A 12306-nucleotide genomic window follows, 5' to 3' on the forward strand; every position below is an offset into this window, starting at 1 on the left:
GCGTTGAGCGTGGCGACATTGGCGCGGTGGTGCTATCGGCACCGGCTGGTGGTCCTGTTGCTGTGGGTGGGGGCACTGTTGGGACTGGGATTCGCGGCATCGACCGCGGGCACGTCCTACGCGAACGTCTTCTCCCTGCCGAACACGGACTCCAAGAGTGCGTTCGACCTGATGCAGAAGGCGTTCCCGGAGAGCTCCGGCGACACCGACACGGTGGTGTGGAAGGTCGACGGGGGAACGGTTCGCGACCAGGCGGTACGGTCCCGGATCGAGCCCGCGCTCGACGAGATAGGCAGGATGAAGGGCGTCGGGGGAGTCACCAGCCCGTACGCGGGTGACCGGGGCGCGGCGCAGATCAGCGGGAACGGGCGGATCGCGTACGCCGAGATCACCTTCACCGAGCAGGCCAACGGCGTACCGAAGGAACTGATCCAGGACGTCGTCGACACCGCTCAGAAGGCCGGGAACGGCTCACTGCAGGTCGAGTTGGGCGGTCAGGCGGTCCAGCGGGTCGAGGAACCGCCCACCGGGATCGCCGAGGTGGTCGGTCTCGCGGCGGCGGCCGTCGTGCTGTTCCTCGCCTTCGGCTCGCTCTTCGCGATGCTGCTGCCGATCGGCATCGCCATCTTCGGTGTCGGCACCGGACTGTTCTCCACACAGCTGCTCAGCCATGTGACGGACGTGCCCGAAGTGGCACCGCTGCTCGCCTCGTTGATCGGACTCGGCGTAGGCATCGACTACGCGCTGTTCATCGTCACCCGGCACCGCAAGGGCATCCTGCGGGGCATGGAGCCGGAGGATTCGGCAGCCACCGCCCTCAACACCTCGGGCCGGGCCGTGCTGTTCGCGGGCGGCACCGTGTGCATCGCCCTCGCCGGGATGCTGGTGACGAACCTGCGCTTCCTGGACGGCGTGGTCATCGGCACCTCGCTCACCGTCGTCCTCAGCGTGATCGCTTCGGTCACCCTGCTGCCGGCGCTGCTCGGCTTCCTCGGCCCCCGGGTGCTCAGCCGCAAGCAGCGCCGCAAGCTGGCCGCCGACGGGCCCGAGCCGGAGCGCACGAGCGGTCTCGCCGCCCGCTGGTCGGGAACGGTGCAGAAGCGCCCGATCCGGATCGCCGCCCTCGCCCTCGTGGTCATGGCCGTCCTCGCCCTGCCCGTGCTGTCGCTGCGGCTGGGCGCCAGCGACCAGGGCAACAATGACGCGTCGTCGACGACCCGCAAGGCGTACGACCTGCTCGCCGAGGGCTTCGGCCCCGGCTTCAACGGACCGCTTCAGGTCGTCACGGAGGGCGGTGACACGACCGCTCTGGTGAAGGGCATCCAGGCGGCCGACGGGGTCGCCCGGGTCGCCGCGCTGCCGCCCACGCACGGCGTGTCGGTGATCCAGGTCGTCCCGACCACCTCACCGCAGTCCGAGAAGACCGACCAGCTCATCGACACCCTGCGCGACGAGGTGATCCCGGCCGCGGGGGCCGAGGCGCATGTCGGCGGTGTGACCGCGATCTTCAAGGACTTCGCGTCCGTGACCGGGGACCGGCTGCCGTACTTCATCGCGACCATCATCGGCCTCGGCTTCCTGCTCCTGATGGTCGCCTTCCGCTCCGTCGTGGTGCCCCTGACGGCCGCCCTGATGAACCTGATCGCGGCCGCCGCGTCCTTCGGCGTACTCGTCGCGGTCTTCCAGTGGGGCTGGGGCCTTGACCTGCTCGGCCTCGGCAAGGAGGGCCCGATCCAGGCCTTCCTGCCGGTCATCATGCTCTCGCTGCTCTTCGGCCTCTCCATGGACTACCAGGTGTTCCTGGTCAGCCGCATGCACGAGGAATGGGTCCACACGAAGGACAACGCGCGTGCGGTCAGGGTGGGCCTCGCCGAGACCAGTCGCGTCATCAACTCCGCCGCCCTGATCATGGTCTGCGTCTTCCTCGCCTTCGTGCTCAGCGGCGACTCGGGCGCGGCGATGGCGGGCGTCGGCCTCGCGGCGGCCGTGGCGCTGGACGCTTTCATCCTGCGTACGGCGCTGGTGCCGGCCGCGATGCACCTGCTGGGGAACTCCAACTGGTGGCTGCCGGTCTGGCTGGACAAGCGGCTGCCGCACCTCGCGGTGGAGCCGAAGGAGGACACCGTCGCGGAGCCGGCTCCGGCCGACGGCGACGGCGGCCCGACCGTGGTGCACGGCTTCGTCCGCGACGCCGACGGCACCCCCGTAGAGGACGCCGCGGTCACCCTCCTGTCGAAGGGCGGCCGTCAACTGGACAGGGTCGCGTCCCTCGCCGACGGCTCGTACATCCTCTCGGTCCCGGCCCCGGGGACGTACCTCCTGTCGGTGTCGGCGGCCTCGTACGGCTCCCGCGCCCGCCAGCTGACCGTGGGCGGGCAGCCGCTGGTGCACGACGTGGAGCTGGCGGAGGGGGAGGTCGACGCGGTGAACTGACCGCGTACGGGATCTACTGACGGACCTGCTGACGGAACCTGCTTGCAGGACCTACTGGCAGGACCTACTGAGGGGTGCCCGCGCCGAACGGGCGCCCCTTTTTCCCTTCGGGCTTCTTCTTGGCGTCCTGGTTCTGCTTCGCGTCGGGCTTCTTCCTGGCCGGGTCCGGCAGGGCGTTCGTCATGCCGGGCAGGAAGTCCGTGAACAGGTCGTGGACTTCGAGGACGAGGGGACGCAGGACCCGGAAGCGGGCCAGGCCGACGCCCCGCGTGGTCAGGCGCGCACCGCGTTCGGCGAGCCGGTAGCTGCGCTCGCGGCCCTCCGTACGGTCGAAGACCCAGTACAGGACGAGGCCCATCTGGGAGAGCCACATCAACTCCGGGAGAATGTCCCGCAGTTCGGGCGGAACCTTCGCCTTGGACCCGGCCAGCACCTCCCGGTGGACGCTGATGGCCTCCTCGCGCGCGTGCTCCGACTCGGCGGAGAAGGGGCTGAGCGGGCTGTCCGGGTCGGCGGCGTTCTTGAAGAACTGCACCGCGAACTCGTGGTACGGCGTGGCGATGTCCAGCCAGGTCTTCAGAACCCCGGAGATCCGCGTCTCCAGATCCGTCTCGCGTTCCAGGACCTCGCGCACGGCCACCCGGTGCTCGGCGGCCAGCCGGTCGTAGAAGCCCTGGATCAGGTGCTCCTTGCCGGCGAAGTAGTAGTACGCGTTGCCCACGGAGACACCGGCCTCCTGGGCGATGGCCCGCATCGTCGTCTTGTCGTACCCCCGTTCCTGGAACAGTCGCATCGCCGTCTCCAGGATCAGCGCGCGGGTCTGCTCGGACTTGCTGGGCGCACCGCCGTCGCCCTCACCGGCGGGGCTGAGGCTCGTGGCGGGCTCTGGGCTGTCGTTCTTCGCGGGCACGCAAGGAGCCTAACGAGTGCCGCAGGTGCCGTCGGCACACCCCGGAGCCGCGAACGTCCACCCGCGGCCCGGGTCGTACGTCCACCCGTCGCCCCACTGGTACGCGCCGCCGCCCGGCTGCCCCTGCCACGGCGTCCCGCCCTGCTTGCCCTGCCACTGCGCCCCGCGCCACTTCGCGGCCGCCAGTGCGGCGCCCTTGGCGAGCCTGGCGCCCGCCGGGGTGCTCAGCCGGTGGGCGAGCGGCCGGTGCTCGCGCAGCGCCCACAGGGTGACGACCCAGGCGGCGGAGCCCCGGTAGACCTGGCCGGCGTCCCCGACGACGGTGATGTCCTCCAGCGTGGCGCGGTGGTCGAGCGAGGGGAAACGCCGCCGCGCCTCCTCGGAGCCCGCCGCGACCAGCTCCAGCGGTACGAGCTGGCGCTGCTTGCCGAGCCAGTCGCGGACGTGGGCGCAGAGCGAGCACTGCGGGTCGTAGAGGACGGTGAGCCCGCGGACCGGGACGCGCGCGGCGTCCCGGTCGGCGGTGCGTCCCGTGGCCCGGACGGTGGTCCCCATCGCCCCCGTGGCCCCGGCTGCGGGCCCCGTGGGCCTGGTGGCGGCCATCGGGGTCAGGCCCCGGCCGCGGGGGCGATCCAGTCCTGCGGCGCGACGGGCGGCAGCTGCTCCCGCTCCATCATCCCGCGCCGCCGGATCCTGTTGAGCACGTACACGTTCCCCAGGTGCATCACGCCGAGCACCAGCAGCACCACGCCGAGCTTGGTCGACAGGGCCTCGAAGATCTCGCGCGTGCTGCCGATGTTGTCGTCGCCGCTCAGGTACAGCGCGACGAACCCGAGGTTCACGAGATAGAACCCCACCACCAGCAGGTGGTTGACGGCCTCGGCCAGTTTCTCGTTCCCGTGCAGGACGTCGGCGAGGAACACCCGCCCGTTCTGGCTCAGCGTGCGCGCCACCCAGACCGTCAGCCCGACGCTGACCACGAGATACACGACGTACGACACGACCGTGAGATCCATGCCCCCACCCTTCAAAAAGCCCCGTGACGGGGCCGTTTCGGTGCCCTTGCGCGCTCTCTTGAACGCGTTCAAAAGCTTCTGGGCAAGACTGTAGACCTGCTTTTGAACACGTTCAAGCCGGGGGAGGGTGGGGCTGGTGTGAGGTGGGCCCTATGAGGCCCGGGCCAGTTCGGGCCGCTTGCTGTAGTCGGTGAAGCCGATGCTGTTCCCCCAGGGGTCGGCGATCTCGACGGTCCACCCGGTGGCGCACGAGAAGGGCTCGGCGAGGAGGTCCAGGCCGGCCGCGGTGAGCGCCTGGGCCTTCGCCCGCGCGTCCCGCACCTCCAGCCACATCCGCGGCGAGGCCCACACGGGCTGCCGCCTGCTGAGCTCCTCCTCCAGCCGCAGCAGCACCCCCGGCGTCTCCTTGCCCACCTTCAGCAGGACGATCCCGGCCTCGTCGAGCCGAAACGCCACCGGAAACCCGACCCGCTCGTAGAACGCCACCGCCTCCCCGAGATCCCCCACCGGCATCAGCACGTTGTCGAAACCGAGCAGCTCGTACGACTCATCATCTGACATGCCATCAGATTAGGTACGGCACCGCTGTTGCGGGCGGGGGCTGGCTGGTGGGGTCACTCGTTGAGGCGAGGCGGTATCCCGTTCCGGGGAATTCAGCAGCCGCCCACCCGGCGGGTGCTCACGGCGATGTCGTCCAGGCGGACGTCGTACGACGACGGGGCCGGGTCGGCCTGGTAGAGCTGCCAGCCCAGCTTGAGCTTGTCGAAGGTGGGGAAGGTGAAGTCGTCCGAGGTACCGCCGTGGTGGTGGGTGGAGGCGGTCAGGTCGGGCTGCTCGACACCGTCGAGGTAGACGGTGACCTGGTTGTCCGTGGCGTCCAGGTGGAATTCGACGCACTGCCACTCAGAGGCGGTGGCCGGGGCGGAGGTCTTCCAGGCGGTCCAGTCGCCGGTGGGGCCGAGGTCGGAGCCGACGCCCCAGAAGTTGGCGTTCTCGGTGGGGGCGTACTGGCCGCCCAGCGGTCGTACCAGCGTGGGCGAGTCGGCGCCGGACGCTTCCGCGACGGTCCAGTGCGCCCAGTCGGGAGCCGTCGGGAACGCGGCCACCCGCAGCCGCAGCCGGGCCCACAGGCTGTTGCCATGCGGGGCGAGGTCGGACAGCACCAGGAAGGCGCGGCCGTTGCCCTCGGTGCGGATACGGAGTTCGCGGCCGTACCCCGTGGTGCTCGGCTCGACGGTCAGCGTGCCGTCGGACGCGTCCGTGGTCCAGCCCCTGCCCGCGGTGACCGGGCCGAGGGGCAGCCGGTCGAAGTTCTCCCGCACGCGCGTGCCGTGCGGAGCGGGCGCCGTCGCCGAGGCGGTGGTGGTTGCCGCGAGCAGCAGGGCCGCGGTGGCCGCCAGCGCGGCGGTGACTTTCCTCAGGGGTGCCATACGGCCAGTCTGTGACAGGGGTCCCACCGGTCACAGGGGTCACACGACATCTGGCCGACGGGGCAGCCTTCTGTGTCCGGCTTCAGGCGGTCACTGGGGTGCGGTCGGTGCGGAGGGCAGCTTGTCCAGCAGGCCCATACGGGAAGTGATCCCCAGCTTGGTGTAGGCGTGGCTGAGGTGGAATTCGACCGTTTTGATGCTGAGGACCAGGCGGCGGGCGATCTGGCGGTTGGTCAGGCCGGAGGTGGCGAGGCGGGCGATGGCCAGTTCCTGGGGGGTGAGGGGGGAGTCGGGGGCGGGGGAGTGGTGGCCACAGGCGGTCAGTTCGCGTTCGCAGTGGGCGGCGCTGGGGGCGGCGCCCAGCGCGGTGAACGTGTCCAGGGCCCGGCTCAGCTGCTCGGCGGCGGCGGTGCGTTTTCCCGTACGGCGCAGGAAAGCGCCGTAGGCGAGAGCGACCCGCGCACGGTTGAAGGGGTCCGGGACCTGTTCTGCGTGGCCGAGGGCCTTGCGGAAGGACCATTCGGCGGCGGCCGGTGATCTGCGCGCCGCCAGCAGGGTGCCCCGCGCCCGGGCCGCCGCCGCGAGGTGGGAGTGGCGGCCCCGGTGGGCGGCTGGGGCGTCCAGGCCGTCCAGGATCCGCTCGGCCTGCCGGTGTTCACCGAGGGAGGTCAGTGCGTCGGCGAGCAGGTCGCGCCACGGGGCGACGACCGTCTCCGCCACGGCCTCGCGCCGCAGCAGCGGCGTCAGCGCGGCGGCCACCTCGTCGGGTGCACCCCGCGCCGCCGCCAACTGGGCTTCCGCGCGGGCGACATGGGCGATCCCCGACTCGCTCTGCCCGTACCCGCCACTGCGGCGGGCGGTCGCGAGGTGCGCGGCGGCCCGCTCGGTCCGGCCCCGTACGGCGAGTACGGCCGCGGCGTCCGCGTGGACGACGGGCTCCAGCCAGGCGAGCCCGGCCGCGGTGGCCGTCGATGCCGCCGACTCCAGCTCGTGCAGCGCGCCGTCCCAGTTGCCGAGCCTGAACTCGGTCTCACCGAGGAGTAGTTGGGCCATCGCCCGCAGCGGGACCGGGCCGCGCAGGCACAGCGGTGCCGCCGAGCGGAGGTCGCCGCGGCTGCCCTCCAGGTCGTCGCAGCCGAGCCGCAGCGCGCCCCTGCCGAGGAGCAGGTCCACGTCGTCGGGCTGGACGAGAACCGACTCCGGCAGCCGGGACGCCAGCGCGATGCCCTCCTCGGCAGCGCCCGTCAGACCCAGTGCGGCCAGTTGTGCGTAGCGCAGCATCCCGCAGGTGAACGGCACGGCGGGCAGCCGCTCCGCACGGCGCGCCCAGCGCACCGCGGCGCCCGCCTCGCCCTGGCTGAGGCAGACGTAGGAGAGGCGCTCGGCGATCCGCCGGGCCAGCGCCGGGTCGGCGGAGGTGTCGCAGTGCTGCCACGCGTCGTCGAGCAGTACGCGCGCGCCGGGCGTCTCGCCGCGTACGAACGCGAGGTGGCCGTGGACATAGCGCAGCGCCGCCCGTGCCATGTCGCCCGGCAGCGAACGCACCAGGTCGGCGGCCTCCGACACCCGCCCGTCGCAGAGCAGCGCGTCCGCCGCCTCCACGGTGAGCCGCTCCCGCTCGGGGCGCGTCGTCGCCAGCCGTGACGCGTGCGAGGCCATCGAGGCGGCGTTGGACCAGGACCCCGCGGTGGCCTGGCGGCGGGCGCCCGCGGCGAGATCGGCGACCAGGGCCGGATCCGGGACCCGGCCCGCGAGGAGCCGGTGCCAGGTGCGGCTGACGGTGTCGCTCGTCGCCTGCACCGCGCCGGCGTGCAGCGCGGCCCGCCGCGCCGGCCCCAGGTGGTGATAGACCGCGGCCCGGATCAGCGGGTGCGGGAACACCAGTTCCGGCGGTCCGCCCGGCGGGCACTCCGCCAACAGGCCCTGGGCGACGGCCTGTTCGACGGCCGGCAGTGGATGGTCGAGGTCGGCGAGCCGGGCCACCCGGTGCAGCGGGGCGCACAGCCCGAGCACGCTGGCCGCGGCGACCAGGTCCTGCGCCGGCCGGTCGCAGCGCGCGAGGCGTTCGAGCACCGCGAGGCCGTACGAACGCGGCGCGGGCAGCGTGGAGTTGGCGGCGGCGAGGACGGCGGGCGGGACCTGGCGGAGCAGGGCGCGCAGGTGCAGCGGGTTGCCCAGGGTGTGGGCATGGAGCCTGCCGACCGCATGCGGTGGCAGCCCGGCGGGGAGAAGGCGGCTGCTCAGCGCGGCCGTCTGCTCGACGGTCAGGCCGTCGAGTGCGAGGCGCAGTGTGTGATCGTCGTCCCGTAACCGCCGCAGACCGTCGGGCAGTTCGTGGTCGGCCGGGTCGTGGACGGCGAGCAGCGTGAGGACCGGTGTGGACTGCAGGCGGCGCAGCATGAAGGTGAGGGCCTCCAGCGACGGTCCGTCCGCCCAGTGGGCGTCGTCGACGACGAGGACGGCCACCGTGTCCGCCGGGATGCGTTCGGCCAGCGCCAGCAGCCGTGAACCCGCCGTGTGGGCCTCGTCGCCGGGGCCCGGAGCGTAGGCGGACGCCGCGGTCCGCATGAGGAGCTGGGTGAGTACGCCGTAGGCAAGTGCCGTCTCGTTCTCGGCGCCGCTGGCCTGCAAAACGCGTACGCGGTCCGCCGTGCGCAGAAATCGGCGGATCAGTGCCGTCTTCCCGATGCCGGACGGGCCCTCGACGAACACCAGCCGCGAGACCCCTTCCCGGGCCTGTCGCAGCCGGTCCTGCAGCGCTGCGAGCTGCTGCTCTCTGCCGTAGAGCACCAGCTCGTCGGCTCCGTCGGGTTGTGCTGTTCGCGCGTACGGCGATGTGTTCACCGGCATGTCGACGTCTACCCCCGCAGTGTCGTCGGTGCTGCCAAGGCCATGATGATGGCCCCGTCATGACGGTTCAATGCGTGCTGCCGGTTCCCTCGGGACCGGTCGGGTCAGGGGAACCGGCGGTTCGCGAGCGGTCGGGGGACGCCCGGGGAACGTCGGAGAAGCGGAGGGGTTCAGGCCGCCTGGATCCGGACCGCGGGGACCGGGAGGCCGGCGAGCCTGCGCTGGACGAAGAAGGTGTTCTTGTTCTGGTCGAGGCCCTGCACGGGGCCGATCCACTGCCAGCTCATCGAGGCCGCGTACTTGTCGGTGAAGCGCCGCCACTCCTCCGGGTTCGGGTAGCGGTGGTTCGTGTCGTGGAAGTAGACGTAGGTGGAGCCGAACTCGGTCGCGTTGCCGATCGGGTTCGCGATCGCCCCGCCGAGCGCCCGGGTCGCCACCGACCTTGCGGAAGCAGGCAGTTGGGACCAGGGGCGCTGCTGGAGGTCGAGGTAGGCGCGGCGCTGGCCGCGCGGGATTCCGGGCGGTGCGGGCGGTCCGAAGGTGCCGCCGGTCCGCACGTAGTCGGGGCGGCTCATGTTCCGCCTGCTCGCGCCCCAGCTCTTCAGGACCGGTTGCAGGGGTGTCGAGTAGGCGCGCAGGAAGGCGTTGAACGTCCGGTAGTAGGGGCGGGTGAGCAGCGCGTACCGGTTGAACATCGCCCAGATCACCGCATGGCTGTCCGCGTCGTCCCGGCCGCCCGACTCGCCGATGACGAAGCGCGCGGTCCATTCGAGGTCCTCGGCGGTGAACCGGTAGGGAGCCTTGCCCTGCGAGGTGAGGGTGCCCAGGCGCGGCGCGGCCGCCACTTCGAGGGCCGGCGGCTCGGGCCCGCGGGGGGTGGGGGCATGCGGTGCGAACCGCACGTGCAGATGGTTGTCGTGGCCTTTCAGGGGACGCACTCCGCGTACCTCCGGGTCGTTGAAGAAGATCGCGTGGACCGGCAGGACCTGGTTGCCGCGCAGCAGGTCGACGAGCTCCTGCGTGAGTGCTCGCGAGTACCCGGGCCGGCGCCAACTCAGGGGTCCCTGACGGCCGTTGGACTTGACGGGCCGGATGTCCACGTCGAACCCGAGGCGGTGGGAGACATGCCCCGGCAGTGGGCCGCCGCCGCTCCGGCTCAGATCGCGGATGTCGAGCACCGGCCCCTTCGGGTGCGCCCGGCTCCAGGCCGCCGCGACCGCCAGCAGGGCCCGGCCGGTCTCCGGCCGCCCGAATCGGTGTGCGGGGCGGCCGGACGCCCGGAACCCCGGCCCCGACGCCGGAAGCTGGAAGGAGACGGCGGGGTCCTTGGACACTCCCGCGGCCGTGCGCAGCAGGGGCCAGGTGGTGGCCCCGATGTCACCGTCCGCGGGCGAAATCCCCTGCGCCGCCTGCCACTTCATCGTCTCGTCGCCGAGCGCGGCCCAGTCCCATTGCGTACGGCGCGAGTTCAGTGCCCGGCGCAGCGCCGGGAGGTGGTGGCCCCAGCCCAGCGAGCGGGCGTAGGCACGATTGCGGGCGGTGGTGTCCTGCACGCGCCGGGCACGGGCGCCCCGGGAGTGCGGGGAGAGCCGGGTCACCCGGGCGTCCGGGACGGCGGCCCGCGAGGGCCGGGCGCCGGCCCCCGGGGGCGCAGCGAGCCGCGCCCCCTCGGGGTGGTTCCAGGCGGTCGGCATGCCCCTCACTCCCCTTCCGGGCGCCGGCGCCGGGGCGCCCCCGCGTTGCGGCCCGGCGGCAACTGCGCGGGACGCCGTGCGGGCTGCCTGCCGCCGGGCAGGGCCTGCGGGGCACGGGCGGCGGCCGGGGGCAACTGCGGCCTGGACTGGGCCCGTTCGATGCGGCGCCCGTCCCGGCGGTCACCGCCGGAGGACGCGGCGACCGAGTGCCGGCCCTGCTGCTCAAGGAGCCGGCGCCGCAGATGCACGGCCGGCATGGTGGCGTCGATGCGCGCGTCGGTGCGCTCCAGGCCGAGGTCGACGCCGGTCACCGAGCGGTAGGAGTGCAGGTATCCCTGGATCTCCGAACGCCAGTAGCGTGCCCAGTTCGCCGCCTGCGTACGGTCGTTGACCGAGTTCCAGTTGCCGTAGCGGATCGTCAGGAGCAGCTGCTCGCCGAACCGGCCGAGGTCGCGGAAGTGGATGACGGTGTCCGGGGTCCAGCCCTGGAGCCGCTTCATCGTGTCGACGCGGTCCATCCACTGCTCGGGATAGGCGACCATCGTGCGGCCCGGCAGGAACTCGCGCATCTCCGGGCGGGCCAGGATCCACTCCTCCATCAGCATCTCCTGCCGCGCCGTCCACGGCAGGTCGCCGTACTGGTTGTGCTGTCCCTCGGTCAGCAGCAGGTGGACGTCCTTGAGCGCGTTGAGCACCGGGAACCCGTCCGCGATGACCGTGGTGTCGTCGTCCTCGCGGAAGAACACCGACGTCAGGCTCAGCAGGGTGTGGAAGGCCTCAAGGAAGCGAGGACGGCTGTCCACCGGCCGCAACGGCGGGTTGCCGGGCGCCAGTTGGGTGATCCCGTACTGGTGGTCGTACTCGTAGGCCCGCCGCAGGGAGGTCAGCCGGTTCTGCTCGTCCTGTACGTAGCCCCACATCAGCTGGTTGAGGGCGCGCAGCGGGTCGATGTCGACGTGGGCGAGCGGGTCGTAGTCGCCGGGGCCGTGCAGGTTCTGGAAGCGGTTGGCGATGGCCTCGGTCGAGTTGACCAGCATGCCCTCCTCGTGCCAGTACGACCAGATCAGTTCGAGGAAGCAGGGGAACGTCAGCTTGTCGCGGAGGATGCCGAAGCACTCCACACCGAACTTGTCCGCATCGGTGATCGCGAGCTCGCCCAGCTTCAGCCGGATCACCCCGAGGTAGGGCAGCAGTGCCAAGTCCTGCTCGTCCGGGCGGCGGTCACCCGGCGAGGATGCCGAGATATAGCGCTGCCAGCGCTGCTGGATGGCCCGTGCGAACGCGTCGCCGTCCACGTCGCCCGACTCGCCGTACCGCCGCCGCTCCTCCTCCAGGTCGACGCCCTCGAACGGCGTGATCAGGTCGTCGGCCGAGACCAGCACCCCGCAGCGCACGAGGAGGAACACCTCGGTGGCGACCTTCAGCAGCCGGTAGGCGTCCACACCCGGGAACGGCAGCGCGCGCGGCCCGATCTGCTTGCGCGGCTCATGGGCGCCGGGCAAAGGCGTGGTGTTGCACATGATCGGGTCGATGAAGGCGCTGTACTCGTTGAACGAGATCCGGTCGGTGGAGCGGCGGATCGCCGTCCACAGCGCCTGGTCGTCCGTCGGATCCGAACCCGCCCTGCGCAGCTGCACGTTGATGCTGTCGCCGGCGGCGAACGGCCGCACCGCCACGGTGACGTCGGCCGTCCCCACGTCGTCCGCGACACCGGGGCTGCGGAAGGTGACCCGGGCGGTGTAGCCCCCGGGCTGCTGGTTGTCCGGCACGTCCCAGACGGCCCGGGCGGGGTCCGCCGGGTCGGGGGTCAGCGGCCCGAAGCCGACGACCTCCCAGGTGACGGTGGCTGTGGCGTCCGCGGCGGTGGGCTCGGTGCTTCCGGCCGGTCCCCGCGGAGCGGGTTTGGCGAGCAGCGAGACACGTCCGCCCTGTTGGATCTGCTGGGGCCGTACTTCGATCGTGGCCATGACGGC

General features: G+C 72.1%; 9 protein-coding genes. 1 reads left to right on the top strand and 8 read right to left on the bottom strand.

Annotated features, from left to right (window positions below; translation table 11 throughout):
- Positions 1-18 precede the first annotated feature (18 nt).
- Complete coding sequence (locus tag ABZS97_RS00865; protein ID WP_356131981.1) at positions 19-2433, top strand: MMPL family transporter; 2415 nt, start codon at positions 19-21, stop codon at positions 2431-2433.
- Positions 2434-2497: 64 nt separating this feature from the next.
- On the opposite strand, the gene ABZS97_RS00870 is transcribed toward ABZS97_RS00865, so the two are convergent.
- The 8 genes from ABZS97_RS00870 to ABZS97_RS00905 all read right to left on the bottom strand — a co-directional run bounded on the left by ABZS97_RS00870 (position 2498) and on the right by ABZS97_RS00905 (position 12300).
- Positions 2498-3244 carry a TetR family transcriptional regulator gene (locus ABZS97_RS00870; protein WP_356131984.1) on the bottom strand — a complete coding sequence of 249 codons (747 nt, stop codon included), beginning with the start codon at positions 3242-3244 and terminating at the stop codon, positions 2498-2500.
- 108 nt (positions 3245-3352) lie between these two features.
- Complete coding sequence (locus tag ABZS97_RS00875; RefSeq protein WP_356131794.1) at positions 3353-3898, bottom strand: DCC1-like thiol-disulfide oxidoreductase family protein; 546 nt, start codon at positions 3896-3898, stop codon at positions 3353-3355.
- Between the two features lie 53 nt (positions 3899-3951).
- On the bottom strand, positions 3952-4359 hold the full coding sequence (locus ABZS97_RS00880) for a hypothetical protein (protein ID WP_356131797.1): 408 nt from the start codon (positions 4357-4359) through the stop codon (positions 3952-3954).
- 150 nt (positions 4360-4509) lie between these two features.
- The gene (locus ABZS97_RS00885) at positions 4510-4920 is read right to left on the bottom strand and encodes a VOC family protein (protein WP_356131800.1); all 411 of its coding nucleotides are present in this window, start codon (positions 4918-4920) and stop codon (positions 4510-4512) included.
- Positions 4921-5012: 92 nt separating this feature from the next.
- Positions 5013-5789 carry a hypothetical protein gene (locus tag ABZS97_RS00890; protein WP_356131803.1) on the bottom strand — a complete coding sequence of 259 codons (777 nt, stop codon included), beginning with the start codon at positions 5787-5789 and terminating at the stop codon, positions 5013-5015.
- A gap of 90 nt (positions 5790-5879) precedes the next feature.
- Positions 5880-8639, bottom strand: coding sequence for an AAA family ATPase (locus ABZS97_RS00895; RefSeq protein ID WP_356131806.1), 2760 nt, complete (start codon positions 8637-8639; stop codon positions 5880-5882).
- Between the two features lie 170 nt (positions 8640-8809).
- Positions 8810-10333, bottom strand: coding sequence for a penicillin-insensitive murein endopeptidase (locus tag ABZS97_RS00900; protein ID WP_356131809.1), 1524 nt, complete (start codon positions 10331-10333; stop codon positions 8810-8812).
- A 5-nt stretch (positions 10334-10338) separates the two neighbouring features.
- Positions 10339-12300, bottom strand: a complete 1962-nt coding sequence (locus tag ABZS97_RS00905) for a hypothetical protein (protein WP_356131812.1) — start codon at positions 12298-12300, stop codon at positions 10339-10341.
- Between the last annotated feature and the right edge of the window lie 6 nt (positions 12301-12306).

The sequence above is a fragment of the Streptomyces sp. NPDC005485 genome (assembly GCF_040606085.1).
Lineage (GTDB): Bacteria > Actinomycetota > Actinomycetes > Streptomycetales > Streptomycetaceae > Streptomyces.

What these genes read in the sequence shown, in the direction of transcription:
- ABZS97_RS00900 (WP_356131809.1), bottom strand. Translation starts at nt 10,333, where the DNA reads ATGCCGACCGCCTGGAACCACCCCGAGGGGGCGCGGCTCGCTGCGCCC.
- ABZS97_RS00875 (WP_356131794.1), bottom strand. Translation starts at nt 3,898, where the DNA reads ATGGGGACCACCGTCCGGGCCACGGGACGCACCGCCGACCGGGACGCC.
- ABZS97_RS00885 (WP_356131800.1), bottom strand. Translation starts at nt 4,920, where the DNA reads ATGTCAGATGATGAGTCGTACGAGCTGCTCGGTTTCGACAACGTGCTG.
- ABZS97_RS00895 (WP_356131806.1), bottom strand. Translation starts at nt 8,639, where the DNA reads ATGCCGGTGAACACATCGCCGTACGCGCGAACAGCACAACCCGACGGA.
- ABZS97_RS00880 (WP_356131797.1), bottom strand. Translation starts at nt 4,359, where the DNA reads ATGGATCTCACGGTCGTGTCGTACGTCGTGTATCTCGTGGTCAGCGTC.
- ABZS97_RS00890 (WP_356131803.1), bottom strand. Translation starts at nt 5,789, where the DNA reads ATGGCACCCCTGAGGAAAGTCACCGCCGCGCTGGCGGCCACCGCGGCC.
- ABZS97_RS00905 (WP_356131812.1), bottom strand. Translation starts at nt 12,300, where the DNA reads ATGGCCACGATCGAAGTACGGCCCCAGCAGATCCAACAGGGCGGACGT.